14 protein-coding genes, 1 tRNA gene and 6 pseudogenes are annotated in these 14,861 nt (G+C 43.0%); 14 read left to right on the top strand and 7 right to left on the bottom strand.

Going from position 1 to position 14,861, the window contains the following annotated elements:
- Window positions 1-7 precede the first annotated feature (7 nt).
- From tsaB to tadA, 5 genes are read left to right on the top strand one after another with little or no spacing between them, the layout of a single operon-like run.
- The gene (tsaB, locus tag A5N84_RS02370) at window positions 8-718 is read left to right on the top strand and encodes a tRNA (adenosine(37)-N6)-threonylcarbamoyltransferase complex dimerization subunit type 1 TsaB (RefSeq protein ID WP_072281122.1); all 711 of its coding nucleotides are present in this window, start codon (window positions 8-10) and stop codon (window positions 716-718) included.
- The gene (locus A5N84_RS11395) at window positions 715-1,725 is read left to right on the top strand and encodes a thioesterase family protein (protein ID WP_233119868.1); all 1,011 of its coding nucleotides are present in this window, start codon (window positions 715-717) and stop codon (window positions 1,723-1,725) included. Before tsaB ends, A5N84_RS11395 begins: the two co-directional genes overlap by 4 nt.
- Window positions 1,692-2,621 (top strand): P-loop NTPase family protein, encoded by a 930-nt coding sequence (locus A5N84_RS11390; protein ID WP_233119867.1) that lies wholly within the window; start codon window positions 1,692-1,694, stop codon window positions 2,619-2,621. Before A5N84_RS11395 ends, A5N84_RS11390 begins: the two co-directional genes overlap by 34 nt.
- Entirely contained in the window at window positions 2,551-3,960 is a 1,410-nt protein-coding gene (locus tag A5N84_RS02355) for a GTP-binding protein (RefSeq protein WP_072281121.1), read from the top strand. Before A5N84_RS11390 ends, A5N84_RS02355 begins: the two co-directional genes overlap by 71 nt.
- On the top strand, window positions 3,957-4,424 hold the full coding sequence (gene tadA / locus A5N84_RS02350; protein WP_072281120.1) for a tRNA adenosine(34) deaminase TadA: 468 nt from the start codon (window positions 3,957-3,959) through the stop codon (window positions 4,422-4,424). The genes A5N84_RS02355 and tadA overlap by 4 nt, the downstream gene beginning before the upstream one ends.
- Before the next feature lie 29 nt (window positions 4,425-4,453).
- On the opposite strand, the pseudogene A5N84_RS13250 reads toward tadA, so the two are convergent.
- Window positions 4,454-5,630, bottom strand: a pseudogene (locus A5N84_RS13250) (restriction endonuclease); the annotation flags it as partial.
- Between the two features lie 2 nt (window positions 5,631-5,632).
- On the opposite strand from A5N84_RS13250, the pseudogene A5N84_RS13245 reads away from it, so the two are divergent.
- From A5N84_RS13245 to A5N84_RS02315, 6 genes and pseudogenes are all read left to right on the top strand, one after another.
- Window positions 5,633-5,866 (top strand): annotated as a pseudogene (locus A5N84_RS13245) (divalent metal cation transporter); the annotation flags it as partial.
- 44 nt (window positions 5,867-5,910) lie between these two features.
- Window positions 5,911-6,255: pseudogene (locus tag A5N84_RS13240) on the top strand (Fe/S-dependent 2-methylisocitrate dehydratase AcnD); the annotation flags it as partial.
- Window positions 6,256-6,324: 69 nt separating this feature from the next.
- On the top strand, window positions 6,325-6,474 hold the full coding sequence (locus A5N84_RS10190; protein WP_158008619.1) for a hypothetical protein: 150 nt from the start codon (window positions 6,325-6,327) through the stop codon (window positions 6,472-6,474).
- 141 nt (window positions 6,475-6,615) lie between these two features.
- A complete protein-coding gene (locus A5N84_RS13235; protein ID WP_078055521.1) occupies window positions 6,616-6,825 on the top strand; it encodes a ComF family protein in 210 nt (69 codons plus the stop codon).
- Window positions 6,825-7,499: a hypothetical protein gene (locus tag A5N84_RS02320; protein ID WP_072281118.1), complete on the top strand. Its 675-nt coding sequence runs from the start codon at window positions 6,825-6,827 to the stop codon at window positions 7,497-7,499. The genes A5N84_RS13235 and A5N84_RS02320 overlap by 1 nt, the downstream gene beginning before the upstream one ends.
- Window positions 7,500-7,754: 255 nt before the next feature.
- Window positions 7,755-8,556: pseudogene (locus A5N84_RS02315) on the top strand (cation transporter).
- A gap of 56 nt (window positions 8,557-8,612) precedes the next feature.
- Here A5N84_RS02315 and A5N84_RS02310 read toward each other — a convergent pair.
- Window positions 8,613-8,972: pseudogene (locus A5N84_RS02310) on the bottom strand (hypothetical protein); the annotation flags it as partial.
- 1 nt (window position 8,973) lies between these two features.
- Window positions 8,974-9,648: a restriction endonuclease subunit M gene (locus A5N84_RS02305; RefSeq protein ID WP_072281116.1), complete on the bottom strand. Its 675-nt coding sequence runs from the start codon at window positions 9,646-9,648 to the stop codon at window positions 8,974-8,976.
- A 532-nt stretch (window positions 9,649-10,180) separates the two neighbouring features.
- On the opposite strand from A5N84_RS02305, the pseudogene trhP reads away from it, so the two are divergent.
- The 3 genes and pseudogenes from trhP (at window position 10,181) to A5N84_RS02290 (ending at window position 12,601) form a co-directional block, all read left to right on the top strand.
- A pseudogene (trhP, locus tag A5N84_RS02300) lies at window positions 10,181-11,598 on the top strand (prephenate-dependent tRNA uridine(34) hydroxylase TrhP).
- 9 nt (window positions 11,599-11,607) lie between these two features.
- On the top strand, window positions 11,608-12,339 hold the full coding sequence (locus A5N84_RS02295) for an NYN domain-containing protein (RefSeq protein ID WP_072281115.1): 732 nt from the start codon (window positions 11,608-11,610) through the stop codon (window positions 12,337-12,339).
- Between the two features lie 4 nt (window positions 12,340-12,343).
- Window positions 12,344-12,601, top strand: a complete 258-nt coding sequence (locus tag A5N84_RS02290; protein ID WP_072281114.1) for a YfhL family 4Fe-4S dicluster ferredoxin — start codon at window positions 12,344-12,346, stop codon at window positions 12,599-12,601.
- Window positions 12,602-12,656: 55 nt separating this feature from the next.
- Here the strand turns inward: A5N84_RS02290 and A5N84_RS02285 are convergent, their stop codons facing one another.
- The 4 genes from A5N84_RS02285 to A5N84_RS02270 all read right to left on the bottom strand — a co-directional run bounded on the left by A5N84_RS02285 (window position 12,657) and on the right by A5N84_RS02270 (window position 14,853).
- On the bottom strand, window positions 12,657-13,004 hold the full coding sequence (locus tag A5N84_RS02285) for a hypothetical protein (RefSeq protein WP_072281113.1): 348 nt from the start codon (window positions 13,002-13,004) through the stop codon (window positions 12,657-12,659).
- Between the two features lie 289 nt (window positions 13,005-13,293).
- Window positions 13,294-13,380, bottom strand: a tRNA-Leu gene (locus A5N84_RS02280).
- A 326-nt stretch (window positions 13,381-13,706) separates the two neighbouring features.
- Window positions 13,707-14,327 carry a HEPN domain-containing protein gene (locus A5N84_RS02275; protein WP_072281112.1) on the bottom strand — a complete coding sequence of 207 codons (621 nt, stop codon included), beginning with the start codon at window positions 14,325-14,327 and terminating at the stop codon, window positions 13,707-13,709.
- 247 nt (window positions 14,328-14,574) lie between these two features.
- Window positions 14,575-14,853 carry a YkgJ family cysteine cluster protein gene (locus tag A5N84_RS02270; RefSeq protein ID WP_078055520.1) on the bottom strand — a complete coding sequence of 93 codons (279 nt, stop codon included), beginning with the start codon at window positions 14,851-14,853 and terminating at the stop codon, window positions 14,575-14,577.
- Between the last annotated feature and the right edge of the window lie 8 nt (window positions 14,854-14,861).

Here is a 14,861-nt window from a genome sequence, read left to right as displayed (position 1 = left end):
GGTTGTGATGGGGGAGTTGGAGGCGAAGTTAGGGGAGATTGAGGGGGCGTGGTTGGCAATAGATACGGCTACACCTGCTTGTTCGGTGGCGCTTTATCGTGAGGGGGGGGTGTGGGATAAGTTTTGCGCTGATGCGCGTAAGCATACGCAGACGTTGTTGCCGATGGTGGAGGCGGTGCTTGATGAGTCGGGTTGTGCGCGGGAGGATTTATCTGGGGTGGTGTTAAGCGCCGGCCCAGGGGCGTTTACAGGTTTGCGGGTGGGTGCTTCGCTGGCGCAGGCGCTTTCTGTGGCGCTAGGGATTAAGTTATATGCGGTTTCGAGTTTGGCGTTATTAGCGGCTAGTGCTGGGGCGTTGACGGGACGGCGTTCGGTGGTGGCGTTGTTGGATGCGCGTATGGGGGAGGTGTATGCAGGCTGGTATGTTAAGGAGGGGGGGCGATGGCTGATGCGTGGTGCAGATAGGGTATGTGCGCCTGAGGCGTTGCCAATTCAATGGTGGGCGGATGCGCCGTTGGTGGCTGGGAGTGGGTTGGTCTATGAGGCTCAGCTGTTATCGGCGTTTGCACAATTGGCAGATTGTGAGCGTCGTGCTGAGATGGCGCTTAAGGCGCAATACTTGTTTGAGTTATTAGAGGATGCGGAGTGTGTGGCGATAGAGTCGGGGGTGCAGTTACGTTATTTGCGCGATGAGGTGGCTCAGGTGGGTGGTCGATGAGGCGCTTGGAGGCAGTTGAGCTGGTGGTGCGGGTGGGCGATGTTAATTATGGTCAGCATTTGGGGCATGACGCGCTGGTGAGTTTGTTGCATGAGGCGCGTGTACGCGCTTTTAGGCAGTTAGGAGGTGGGGAGCAGGATTTGTATGGGGTGGGGTTGATTGTAAGACGGTTGGAGGTGGTGTATTTGGCGGAGGCTTTTTTAGGCGAGGTGTTGAGCGTTGAGTTGGCGGTCTCTGGGGTAAAGGGGGCGCAGTTTAGCTTGGATTATCAGGTGCGCTGTGCTGGGCGTTTGGTGGCTCAGGCGCAGACGTTGATGGTGGGGTTTGATTATCAAGTGCGACGAATTCGGGCATTGCCAGAGGATTTGCGTGCGGTGTTGTTGGATTTAAGCGGGGGGTTGATGAGTAAAGAGGGCAATGTTGGGGTGGTGCGTAAGTTGATGTTGTTGTTGATGACGCTGATTGTGTTGGTGGTGTTGTTGATTGTGTTTCAGTTTACGGATGTGGCGTTTCGGGTTTGGGATCGCTTGCAACAGACGTCAACGGGGTTTTTGTTGGTTTATGCAACTGGGGTGGGGTTGATTGCTTTGCTTGGAGCAGGGCTTGCGTATCGCATTTGGACGGTGGGGCGGCGCTCAAGACGTAAGCCAGCAATGGCGCGAACGTTGACGCTTGAGGCGTTGAGGGCGCGTCGTGAACAGGCGGTGGCGCAGGGGATTGATACGAGTGCGGTGGATAGGGAGTTGGCGCAGTTGGCGTCAAAGGAAGTGTTGACGCAGACGCTGGAGGTGGCGTTTTTTGGGCAGATTAGTACGGGGAAAAGTTCGTTGATTCAAACGTTGTTGCCTCAGGCGAGGGTGGAGACGTCGATTATTGGGGGCTCTACGGCGTGCATTGAGCGCTATGTCTATGAGGATGAGCAGGGGTTGAATTTGGTGTTGCTGGATATGCCGGGACGCATCAGGCGCTGGCGTTGGAGGGGGTTGAAGAGGCGGTGCTTGAGGTGACGCGACGGGTGCATTTGGTGGTGTATGTGGTGGATAAGGATATAACGGCTTCTGATGCGCAGGCATTGGCGCAGTTGGCGGGATTTAATAAGCCGTTGGTGGTGGCTTTGAATAAGGCAAATTTATATAACGAGGCGGATTTGGTGTTATTGAAGGCGCAGATTGCTAAGCGTCTGCCTGATGAGGCGAGGTTGGTGGTGGTGGAAAGCGCTCATTGGAGGCGGGTGAAAGTGGTGAATGCTCAGGGGGAGGCGCAGTGGCAGGAACGTTTGCAAAAGGGGCAGGTGCAGGCGTTGTTGGAGGCGCTGGTGGCGTTATCTGGGCAAAGGGAGATGTTGGCGTCTAAGCAGCGTCAGGCGTTGTTGGCTTTGGCAGATGAGCAGTTGTCGCTGAAGGTGGGGGCGTATCGAAGGGAGCGGGCGCAGGCGCTGGTGAAGGCTTATGCGCGTAAGGCGATGGTGGGAGGGGTGGCAGCGGTGGGTCCAGGGACAGATGTGTTAATTCAGGGCTATTTGGGGTTGGATATGGTCAAGGAGCTGTGCAAATTGTATGAAATGCCTGTGAAGGAGGTGGATTTGCAACGCTTGGTGGATTCGGCTAGTTCGAAGGTGCGGGGGCATATGACGGTGATTTTGGCGCTGGCTGGGAATGTGTTTAAGGCTTTTCCTGGGGTGGGGACGGTGATGGGTGGGGCGTCGCATGCGCTGGCGTATGGGTTGATTTTTGAGAGTTTGGGTAAGGCGATGGTGCAGACGTTGGAGGGGGCTCAGGCGGAAAATTGGTCGAGCCAAGCGGTAGTGGATTCTTTTGAGGAGCAGTTGCAATATGATTTGGAAAACAGGGCGCAAGATTTGGTCAAAATCGCTACGGCGGGAAAGCTCTTCACCAGAAGATGATGGCTTGAAATATAGCGAGGGGAGGTCGTGGGAGGCGCGTTCGGGGGCGCATGTGGATAAGGCAAGAGGTAGTGTGGCTGCGTTGTTGGAGGATGAGCGTTTGCCCGAAACGGCGCGGGCGCGTTTGCATGAGGATTATCAGCAGTTGCAACGCTTGTTTGATAAGTTGGAGCGTGGGCATGTGCATGTGGCGGTGTTTGGGCGCGTGAGTGTGGGAAAATCGGCGCTGTTAAATGCGCTGGTTGGTGAGGAGGTGTTTGCCACGAGTGTGTTGCACGGCAAAACAAAACATAGCGCTCAGGCGCTTTGGCAGGAATATGATTCAGGTGGGGTGTTTTTATTAGATACTCCGGGGATTGATGAGGTGGATGGGCAGGAGCGAACACTTATTGCTGAAAATGTTGCAAAACAGGCGGATATTATTTTATTTGTGGTGGATGGGGATTTGACGGATGTGGAGTTTGAGGCGCTAGGGGCGTTGCATCAGGTGGGGCAGCCGATGATTTTGGTGCTCAATAAAGCCGACCAACTAACAGATTCAGCAAGGCAACAGTTGCTTTCTCATTTACAAAAGCGGGTGAGTGCGCAAATCGATAAGGATTTTGTGGTGGCTACGAGTGCTAGCCCTGAGCCTTATTTGCAAATTATTGAGCGTGAGGTTGGAGAGGTATTTGAACAGTGGGTGCGTCCTCAGCCAGATGTGCGCGCGCTAAAGGGTGTATTGTGGGGGCTTTTGAAGGCGGGGGGGCAAAGTTATGCGGCGTTAAATGCAAGTGTATTTGCCAGTGCGTTATCAGAGAAGGTGGGGCTGGAGATTGTGGCGGCGCGTAAGGAGATTGCAGAGCGTATTATTCGGCAATATGCGTTGTTTAAGTCGGTGGGGGTGGCGGTCAATCCAATTCCTGCGGTGGATTTGTTGGCGCTGGCGGCGGATGCGTCCATGGTGGTGCATTTATCGCGTGTCTATGGCATTGAATTAACGCGTAATGAGGCTGGGCAGTTAATCCGCACAATTGCAGTGCAGATGGGGATGTTGATGGGGACGGTATATGGGGTGCATGCGTTGTCGTCGGTGTTAAAAGGCTTGACGGCTGGGTTGTCTACCATTATTACAGCAAGCGCTCAGGCGGCTGTGGCGTTTTATGGCAGTTATGTGATTGGTAAGGCAGCGGAGCGCTATTTTGCTCAGGGGGCGTCGTGGGGTTCTGTTGGTGCAAAACAGGCAATCCAAGAAATTTTGCAGGATTTTGATAAAGAAGAGTTGATGAAAGAAGCAAAAATTGCGATTAATCAATATTTGCATAGAACTTCTAACGAGAAAACAGGGCGCAACACATGAGGCTTAAGGCAATCCAAGACGATGATTATTGGATGACGCTGGCGCTGGCGCAGGCGCGTTTGGCAGCAGATTATGGAGAAGTGCCGATTGGCGCGGTGTTGGTAAAAGAAGGGCGATTGCTTGCCGCTGGGCATAATTTGACAATTAGCGCACATGATCCAAGTGCGCATGCAGAAGTGGTGGTTATGCGTAGAGCTGGAGTGGCAGTAGGAAATCATCGCCTAATAAAATCAACGCTATACGTTACATTAGAACCATGTGTGATGTGTGTGGGGGCGCTATTACAGGCGCGAATTCAAAGACTGGTGTTTGGGGCGTATGATAAACGCGCTGGCGCTTGTGGGAGCGTGTTTGAATTGCATCATCATACGGCACTTAATCACCGCGTAGAAGAATATAAAGGCGGGGTGAGAGAGGCAGAATGTCGCGAATGTTTGCAGAATTTTTTTCGTAAAAGGCGGTAGAGGAGCATTATCATTATAATTTTTATAACCTACCTAGCCACCACCGTATTATACAACCCCACATAACCCTCCTTTTTATCAATCCCTGCATATTCAAGACTGGCATCTTCATAACGCTTAAATTTATACACCGCATCATTCATCACCGCTTCATCAAAAACATTTAAAGAGACAAGCAAAGAAAAGTCCGCCTGTGATAAACCTGTTACCTTAGTAAATAAATCCGGCTCTAATTCCTGAATTACGTCTTTTAAACTGTGTTCTCGATAATCGCTTAAATACATAAAAATCGGAATGCGTGTGGCAAATTTAATTAGTTTTTCTTGGATTTGTTTTCGCTGGGATTTTTGTTCCTTTTCTTCATCGCTTAATGTCTTTTTATCTTCTTTTTGACAATTCACCATCATTTTTTGGCTTTTTTCTTTTAAGCCTTTTGATTTTTTCAGAGCGGTTAATCAACACTTCAATATCATCATTTAGGTTTCTAAACTCTTCAATTTTCATCAAAGCGTCCATGGCTTCTTGATTGTTCATCAGATTTTTTAAGGTGATGTCATCAACATTGACCAATAACGCACTTTGCCAGCGTCTTGCCAATAGCGTGGCGGTTGTACCGCTCATCGCCATATCCAACAATAATTTGGCATCCACCTGTTGCATGGCACTGCCGTCATAGGCAAGCACCGGCAAAAAGGCAATAAATTCGGCAACTTTACTCTCTGGATTGCCCTCTTTTGGGTTTAGTTGATGGGCATAATCAGCGATTTGGCGTAAGGCACGATTGGGGGCAAAGTCAAAAATATAACATTGATATTTAATCACAGTTATCCCATCATCGCCTTGCACTGTCCAAGGCGTTTGCACCCGAAATCCTGCCTGAAAATAAGTCTCAGGGCTGGCACAATTTCTGAGCATAAAAATCCCCGTCCACGCAGGCACGCTAACGCCCGTCATCAGCTTACCGCAAGATAGGGTGATGGTTTTTGTACTCAAAGGATTATTGCCAATGGCATCATTAACAGGGGCTAACGCCCTATCGCCCATGCCTGCCTGATTGCCTGCCGCCACAATGATTGTGTAGTCATGATAAAATTTATTATTGGGGGCTTTTAATAAATTTGCCATGGCATAACAACTGGCAACACTTGGCAAAAACCAAAGTGTGTGCAATAAACTGTTTAATAAATTATCATCACTAAATGGCATGATTTGGTGGGTTTATTGTCATTGCTTTTTTTACAGGTCAGCTTGGCAATATGCTCAAATTTGCCATGAGTTCTGCGTTTGTATCTGCGCCTGTTTTTGCGTGGCTAAACTACTCTTTGGTACGCTCAGAACAAAAGCTGTCATCTGGCATTCAAGCGTTGTCAATCATCGGTTTTATGTTTTTGCTTGGATTTGCTTTGTTATATGTTGCCAATACTATGGGCATTTTTGGCTAGCAAGCAAATAAACTAAAAATAAAAAAAGCAGAGCTGATGATTAAGGCTCAAGCCGAGATTGGGCAGCCAAAGGCGTGCGATTGGCTGGCGTGGAAGTGATTGTTACCAAAGGCTTTGAACGCATTCACAGAACCAACCTTGTGGGCATGGGCGTGTTGCCATTGTTAATTTGGCGAAAATCGTCATACGCTCAAATTGGACGACACGAAAATTTATGGCGTAAAAGGCGAAATTAGCCCCATTGTGAATTGACGCTAACCATTGAACGCACCAATGGCACGATTGATGAAGTGCCTGTAACTTGCCGACTAGACAGCGACGCCGAAGTCAAGACTTATAAAGCAGGCGGGGTGTTACAGCAGTTTGCAGGGGAGTTTTTAAAGGGATAAATTTAAGTTAAGCCAATGAAAGAAAGGCGGTTTTTTGGTAAAATCGTCTTGTTTAAATTAGGAGGTTTTATGAAAAATATATCAGGATGTTGGAAAGCTGGTTGGGCGTTAGATGTACATACAATTCGTAGTACACCCAACCTGATGGAACATTTAATAATGTCCGTACCAAGCTTTGGTAGATTTTTTAAAGACAAGAATGGTTTTGCAATATATTGATGTTATCATCGCAACACCACCATCTCAAAATAGGGATTTTCAACCTGTGTTTGAAATAGCTAGTAGGGTTGCTTCCCAATTGGGGAAATCAATTGATTTTAACTTTGTTTTAAAAAAAAACCTACTACCCAGTTAAAATCTATTACAGATATTAATGAAAGGCAGCAAACTATATCAGGTGCTTTTGCTGTTTCTGACCCAAATAAATACCGAGATAAAAAAGTGCTAATTATTGATGATTTATATCGTTCAGGAACAACACTAAATGAAATTTCCAAAGTGCTTTATGAGCAAGCTTATGTAAACAATGTCTATGTTGTTACCTTAACCCACACAAGGAGCAATCGCTGATGTCAGGCAAAGTTTTTATCTCAGGTTCAATATCAATTAAACACATTCCGGAAAAAGTAAAAGAAAGTTTGGGTAAAATTAGTCAGGGTAATCTTACGGCACTTATTGGTGATGCAGTTGGCATCGATATTCTAATTCAAAAATTTTTCAAAAATATCGCCTATTACAATGTAAAGGTATATTCAATTTATACCCATCCAAGAAATTTAGCTACCAAACATTTTGAGACAGAAAGTATTTTTGTATCCCAAGACATTAAAAGTGGAAGAGACCGTCAAGCTTACAAAGATGCTGAGATGTCTAAGGATCGCGATTACAATCTAGTAATCTGGGATGGAAAAAGCAAAGGGAGCTATAACAACATTTTAAGAGCAATCGAGCAAAAAAAGTCTGTAAAAGTTTATTTATCCACAATTAATGATTTTTTGCCACAAAATCAGGTTAATGCAAATGAAATTCAATATATATTCTACGAAAATAATGGTTACACCGCTGCTGAAGTTGTAGAATATTTAAAAGAAGATGGTTGCGATTTCTTTAAAAATACTAGAGAATTGAATAAATATTTATTAGATAATAACATTTTAACTAAAATTGATGGTGCTTATAAACCTATTTCAATGCAAGAGCTATTTTTAATTGAAAAATATAAAGGCAAAAAAAACAGGTATTAAATTCAAAAATCCATTTATAGATTGGATTAAAAACTCTATATCAAAGAGCAATTCTGCCAAACAAGATGATTTGTTTTAGCTACAAGATAAGGAGTATCCATACAAACCCCAACCCCAGCCACCTACATGCGTGGCGGTACTTCAAAAGGTACATTTTAACCTAATCAATTTACTCAAACCATCCAAAAATTACCAAGCAGCAATATAAACACAGATTTATTTGAGCCAACCTGATCAAAACAAGGCACTAAATAGATGAAAAAGACCATTTTTAACATTGCCAAAATGGACTGCCCGTCCGAAGAGCAGCTCATTCGCATGCGTTTAAAAGATGTATCTGATATTTATGAATTACAGTTTGATATTGCTGGGCGGTGCTTAACCGTCTATCACGATAATCAAGATACAACGATTTTACAAGTACTTGAACCGCTTAATTTTGATAGTCATATCATTTCCACCGAAGTGATTGTTGATAAGATAGTGTTTAACAAGCCTGATGAGCGCTTAGAAAAAAGATTATTATATCAAGTGCTCATGATTAACTTTGTGTTTTTTATCATAGAGTGTTCGGTTGGTATTTTTGCTAATTCTATGGGGCTGATTGCTGATAGTCTAGATATGCTGGCGGACAGCTTTGTCTATATATTGGCGCTATCAGCCATTGGTATGACGCTGGCGTATAAAAAACGTGTGGCATTTTTGGCGGGGATAACGCAGATAATATTGGCGTTATTTGGGGTGATAGAAGTGATTAGGCGTTTTATCGGTGCTGAGCAGCTGCCCAATTATCAACTGATGATTGGCACGGCATTTTTGGCATTGATTGCAAACTGGCTGTGCTTATATCTACTGAGCAAAAATCAAAATAAAAGAAATCCATATCAAAGCCAGCATGATTTTTACATCCAATGACATTATCATCAATATCGGTGTGATAGCGGCGGGAGCATTGACGTTATTGACTCATTCTAGCTATCCTGATTTAATCATTGGCATGATTATCTTTGTCATTGTACTATTTGGTGCCAGAAATATTTTAAAATTGGCAAAATAATTCCTTTCACCAGCAAAGGAGTTTTTATGCAAATATCGGTCAAAGCTACCTACATACGTGGCAGTACTTCCAAAAACTTGATTTTTTAAAATGTGGTTAATGCGAGTTTGTTTATCTGGTATTTGATTTTTTAAGCCTTTATCCAAGCGTTTGACGATTTCACGCAAAAATACCCCAGATTTACACACAGGGTCTAAGAATGTCGCCTTTGGATTTGACCAAATCTCAGACGGCAATAAATCCAGCATTTGATTGGCAAGTTTTGGCGATGTGAAAACCTCATCATTAGACAGACTGGATAAACAGTCCAGCACATCAGGGTTATAGCCCAATTCAAATGGCGATAATTGACCTTGATGAATGGCATCTAGGTCTTTTGTGATGTTGCTGTCTATTTGCAAGTTGACACTGTCCATGTTATTGCTCGCTTAATTTTAGATAATGAATGGGCGGATAATCTTGAATGTGTTTGGGAATAAATCCTTGATTATCGGTCAATTGGTTGTTGGTTTTTTCTACTAAGTTTTCATAGACATAATCACGCCTTTGGATAAGCGTTTCGCTGATGAGCTTCCATTCGCTAAATACAATGGGATTTCCATTTAAATCTTTTAGCGTTAACGCATTGCCACCCACGATATTTTTTGATAATAAAAACCTTGCCGTGTCAATAACAGCAGGGTCTGTTTGTTTAAAATGGCTTTGGTAATGGTCTAGGAATAAATCCAGCAATCGGCGACGGCACTCATCACAATTATCCGCCAAAAGCTCAATGCCATAAATTGATGATATGGCACAAATGGCGTGTTTTTCATAATGAAGTTGGGCATATTTGGGGGATTTTTGGCTTTTGTTGATTTGGGAGAGTCTTAGGGCGGTCGCAAGTTTTCGCCTGAGAATTTCTGCCAAAAAATTACCTGTGCCACAGGCAGGCTCTAAAAAAGTGCTGGCGATTTGCTCGGTTTGGATTTTGACCAAATCAAGCATGGCATGAACCTCACGCTCGGCGGTAAATACTTCGCCAAAATCGGCAACTCGTTTTTTGGATTTGATTTGTTGCTTGTCATCTTGTGCTTTGGCGGCATCAGTCATTTTGCACCACCTTTTGGACACAGTTTAGAGACGAAAAAAGCCCACATAAAAGCAGGCTTTGGTAGAAAAAGAAAAATTAGGGCGTTAAGGGGTTGACAAGTTATGTCATGTGCAGATAATCGTTGACGCTTGACGCTTGACGCTTGACGCTTGACGCTTGACGCTTGACGCTAATAAAAAATTCAATTATCTTTTTGTAAGCATCATATTGATTTTCAATGAAAAATTATATTTTGTTGGATTGTCTTTATATCGGTTTTAGGTCGATATGGCGACATTTTACGTATATTTTCTTGTTGGCGCTAGTTTGATTATGTAATTAGTTTATGGAAGATTTTATCACCTGTTGATTGTGGGTTTGATATATAAGTTATTTAGTGATTCTGGGTAATAGAGGGGAGGTTTTAATGTTGTCTGATGATTTTTCAAACAGGCTTTAATCCGCTGGATTGATATCTTTTAGATAGCGCCTATCTTATAATGAAGCGTTTTTATCTTTTTTAATTATTATCTGTATTTTTTGAGTTTAGTTATGACAAATGGGTCTGATAAAGCTGTTTTCGCTGTTGAACTGTTATGCCCTGCTGGCACATTTAAGAACATGCAATATGCTTTTGCTTATGGGGCAGATGCGGTGTATGCAGGGCAAGCCCGTTACTCTTTGCGGGTGCGTAATAATGACTTTGATGAAGAAAATTTGGCAAAGGGCATTGCCTACGCCCATTCGCTTGGCAAAAAGTTTTATGTGGTGGTGAACATTCAAGCACACAACGCCAAATTAAAAACCTTTATTGAAGACATTCGCCCTGTCATTGAGATGAAACCTGACGCGCTTATCATGTCCGATGCTGGCATGATTATGATGGTGCGAGAAGCCTTTCCCCATCAAGTCATTCACCTATCAGTACAGGCCAATGCCGTGAACTGGGCAACGGTGAAGTTTTGGCAGCAGATGGGCATTAGCCGTGTAATTTTAAGCCGTGAATTATCACTCAAAGAAATTGAGCAAATCATCAAAGAAGTGCCTGACATGGAGATTGAAGTTTTTGTCCATGGGGCGCTGTGCATGGCGTATTCTGGGCGGTGCTTGCTCTCTGGCTATATCAACAAACGAGACGCCAACCAAGGCACTTGCACCAATGCCTGTCGCTGGAATTACAACACTTATAAAGCGGTAGAGAATGAAACAGGTGATGTTGTTCCTGCCAACCCAGAAGTGTTCGTCCCCAGTCAAGGCGAGATTGGCAATGTCAACCTAAATGGTGATGTCGTCATGGACGATGATTATGTAGAAAAGCCGTCCGATGAGGTTGTACTCATTGAAGAACAAGGTCGCAAGGGTGAGCTGATGGCGATGTATGAAGACGAACACGGCACTTATATCATGAACTCAAAAGACTTGCGAGCGGTGGAGCTGGTGCCTGATTTGGTCAATATGGGTGTGCATTCTTTAAAAATTGAGGGGCGTACCAAATCGCATTATTATGTCGCTCGTACCGCTCAGGTATACCGCCAAGCGATTGATGACGCTTTGGCAGGCAAGCCTTTTGATACAGGACTCATCACCGCCCTTGATGGGCTTGCCAATCGGGCTATACCGAAGGATTTTTACGCCGTCATGTCCATTCTGACTATCAAAATTATGACTATGGCTCATCTAAGACCGACAATCAGCAGTTTGTCGCTGAAGTGGCGGACATCAGCGATGAGCGCTTGACTTTGACCGTCAAAAACAAGCTGATGGTGGGCGATACCATTGAAATCATGACTCCGCAGGGGAATGTTAGCTACACGCTAACTGAGATGTGGGATAAAAAAGGCACGGTGATGGATGGTGCGTTAGGCTCTGGTTGGGTGTGTCAAATTGCCAATCCCTTTAAGGATATGGATAAAGACGTGCTAAAATTTGCCCTAGTGATGAAAAGCGTGAGCGAACCGATTTATACTTGATGAGGATTTATGGATTTTGCAAATAAGAACGTGGCTTTGTTTATCGATGCTGACAACGCCCCTGCCAAAAAGATTGAATTTATTTTAAGTGAATTGGCAAAATTTGGCTCAATCAATATCCGTAAAATTTATGGAGATTGGAAAAATCACGGTCTGCAAGGCTGGGAGGATATCTTGTTGGATAATGCTTTAAAGCCAGTTCAGCAGTTTGCGTACACCAAATCCAAAAATGCCACCGACATGGCTATAACGATTGACGTCATGGATATCTTGCACAAAAATAAAGTCGATGTGTTTTGCCTTGTATCGTCAGATAGCGATTTTACGCCACTGGTGATGCGACTGCGCCATGAGGGTAAGGTGGTCATTGGGTTTGGCGAACAAAAAACGCCAAAATCACATGTGCAGGCATGTTCAAGATTTTTATATTTGGATGGCGAAAATACTAATCAAAATCATACAGGCATGTCCAAAAAGTCAAGTAATGAGCTGAAACAAGATACCAAGCTGATGAATTTACTGCGTCACGCCATTTCAGAAGCTCAAAATGAGAAGGGCTGGGCTTCATTATCGTCAGTGGGCAAAATCATCAAAAATCAATCATCGTTCGATAGTAAAAATTATGGCTATAAACAATTGAGCGATTTGGTGAAAGCCATTGATTTGTTTGAAGTTCAACTAAACGGCAGTGATTACATCATTAAAAACAAAAAATCGCCTAAAAATTCAGCTAATACCTAAAACTATGGCACTAAAAATCACCTCCGACTGCATCAACTGCGACATCTGCGAACCTGAATGTCCCAATATTGCAATAAGCTATGACCAAAAAGGGCAAAAAACTTACGTTATTGATCCTGAGCTCTGCACTGAATGTGTGGGATTTTATGAGGAACCAGCTTGCGTTAACGTTTGTCCTATTGACTGCATTGTTAAAGACCTTAACCGCATAGAAAGCCCAGAAGAACTCAAAGAGAAATCTCAAAAGATTTGGGGGAAATAATATCAAGCCCGCTTAATGCAAATTTATTGACTTACTGGATGATGAAATAATCCATTTATGCAATGATTAAACCATGGCAAGGCGTGGTCGGTTTTTCAGTTTTAAGAATGGCTTTAGGGTTTTGAGTCAGTAAGTAGAGTATTACTGGCTTAAATTCTTTTTTGATTGGTTCTGCTGCTTTATCAGCTGTTGGCGCATCCATTCGGACGCCTGCTGCAAGTCTTGCCTGAGCGATTCGATCTCGGAGGGTGTTAACATCAGTGACGGCAAAGACGTGTCCAGCTTCGGATTGTGTGAGTTCGTTGATTCCATATCCAAATTCCTTGTTCCAAAATTCATTCATAGCATTGCCATGCTTCTGCTCTATATTGTTTAACATTTCTTGTGAAGGTGCAAGTTGCAATGAGCGCTGTTAAGCACATATACCCCTTACTTATTATCCTAATCGATAGGTATATAGTTTACCCTAAAAAGTGCTAAGCAGTAATAATCACACGTGCCAATGTTCAAGAAGATAAGGAACGTATTTACTCGCAAAAGCAAAGTCAAGACAACATGCAAAAAGAAAGAGAAGTTAGAAAACAAAAACTAGAAGAAAAAGAGGCGCGAGGGAAAAAACGGGGTTTATCAATATAGTAACTACGCCAAATTTACGCCAATAAAATTATTTCTTTAATATAATTAAAGTGGTTTGGTGCCTAAGGAGAGACTCGAACTCTCACGGTATCACTACCGGCGGATTTTGAATCCGCTGCGTCTACCAATTCCGCCACTCAGGCTGAGTGAGCGGCGATTATATCTATTTTTAAAAAAAGTGCAAGGTTTTATTGAGAAAATGATATTGGATGTTTTGGTAAGATACTTTAATTTTTGTTTTTAAAGACTTTTTAACTAATCGTGCGTAATTCTCCATCTAAATCAAAGATTATAGGTGGCGATGTAATATAGCAAGCGTTAGCTGATGCACTAGGACTTAGTGTTGTATAAAGAGTTCACCAGTACAAGACTTATCAGCGTAAGAGTATTGGAGAAAGATAGCAACTTAGGTTGTTATGGATCGCAAAGATTCCCCCCATTATATCCTTTGATTTAGTAGGGGGGTGGGTCAAAATTGACTTTCAATATAAGGATAAAATGGTTTGCCCCAGTCTTTTTGTGGATTGTCTTCAACAATTCTAATCATGACGGGCAATAAATCATCAAGCAATGCGCAGGCATCAATAAGTTGTTTGCGATTGGCTGAGCTGTTAAAAGAAGCGCCACCATGTATGATTTGATTGCGAAGGGTGTAGATGCGTGCAAACAAAATGGTTAGAATTTTATCAGTATCTTGCTGAGCCAATGCATTTTGTATTTTTTGATTGGCTTTAGAAAAAGCTTCGCGCCATGATTCTTCTGAGATAAAACCATTATGAAAATCCCAAAAGGGCTGAAAAACATAGCGGTTTTGAATAAGAGTACGGATATTATTAGCAAAGCGTTTCCAAACAAGGTTATAAATAACCTGCTCAGAATCTAGCTGGCAGACTTGTGTAATAAATCGTGTGAGTTCGATTTTTTCGGTTGAATATATTCTTGAGAGTTCGCGCGCATATACGGCATTAAAGCTAATCCATAGTGCTATAAACTGAGTATCGCTATCTTGCGCCTGAGAGGCTTTCGTCAGCCAGCTTTTAGCGCGGTAAATGCGCAAAAAATGCGGGTCAGAATTAAAAGTTTTTGTCATTATTTTTCCTTGCCAAACAAATTATTAATATCTGTTATATCATTTGTCATAATCGAAATAGCTTGCCTAGTAATGAGACTTCCTTAACACGAACCTCAAAATCATCATGCTGACAACGAGGGCAATAAGGGGGTCTTTGAATAAAATCTGTATGTGGAGGAGATTTCCACTTGCATTTTTTACAAGATAAAAAACGATAAGAATTAGGATTTCCAAACATATTACATCTTTTAATAAAAAAATAATCTTATTTATTAGGATCGTTATCTTGTAATTTTTTACAGATATCGCTATTTATTTTAATGAATTCTTGCCAAGTTAATTGTTTTGTTAAGTAGGCTTTATAATAGTCTTTTACTCTACAAATTAATGGACGTTCGGAATATATGGTGCATAAATTGCTTTGTACATCTAAATGCTGACAAATGCCATCGCCTCTATCTAAAAAAGCGGTTTGCGGATTAGTGCCGACAAGTCGGCAACATAATCCGCAGGCATTACAAGGAAAATCTTCTTCTATTTTCACAAGAATTA

This window comes from Rappaport israeli (assembly GCF_001888055.1).
Classification (GTDB): Bacteria; Pseudomonadota; Gammaproteobacteria; order Cardiobacteriales; family Cardiobacteriaceae; genus Rappaport; species Rappaport israeli.
The sequence above is the reverse complement of the archived record's forward strand: the minus strand, read 5'-3'. Positions and strand labels throughout refer to the sequence as shown.

What these genes read in the sequence shown, in the direction of transcription:
- tsaB (WP_072281122.1), top strand. Translation starts at nt 8, where the DNA reads ATGGGGGAGTTGGAGGCGAAGTTAGGGGAGATTGAGGGGGCGTGGTTG.
- A5N84_RS11395 (WP_233119868.1), top strand. Translation starts at nt 715, where the DNA reads ATGAGGCGCTTGGAGGCAGTTGAGCTGGTGGTGCGGGTGGGCGATGTT.
- A5N84_RS02355 (WP_072281121.1), top strand. Translation starts at nt 2,551, where the DNA reads ATGATTTGGAAAACAGGGCGCAAGATTTGGTCAAAATCGCTACGGCGG.
- tadA (WP_072281120.1), top strand. Translation starts at nt 3,957, where the DNA reads ATGAGGCTTAAGGCAATCCAAGACGATGATTATTGGATGACGCTGGCG.
- A5N84_RS10190 (WP_158008619.1), top strand. Translation starts at nt 6,325, where the DNA reads ATGAAAAATATATCAGGATGTTGGAAAGCTGGTTGGGCGTTAGATGTA.
- A5N84_RS02320 (WP_072281118.1), top strand. Translation starts at nt 6,825, where the DNA reads ATGTCAGGCAAAGTTTTTATCTCAGGTTCAATATCAATTAAACACATT.
- A5N84_RS02305 (WP_072281116.1), bottom strand. Translation starts at nt 9,648, where the DNA reads ATGACTGATGCCGCCAAAGCACAAGATGACAAGCAACAAATCAAATCC.
- A5N84_RS02295 (WP_072281115.1), top strand. Translation starts at nt 11,608, where the DNA reads ATGGATTTTGCAAATAAGAACGTGGCTTTGTTTATCGATGCTGACAAC.
- A5N84_RS02290 (WP_072281114.1), top strand. Translation starts at nt 12,344, where the DNA reads ATGGCACTAAAAATCACCTCCGACTGCATCAACTGCGACATCTGCGAA.
- A5N84_RS02275 (WP_072281112.1), bottom strand. Translation starts at nt 14,327, where the DNA reads ATGACAAAAACTTTTAATTCTGACCCGCATTTTTTGCGCATTTACCGC.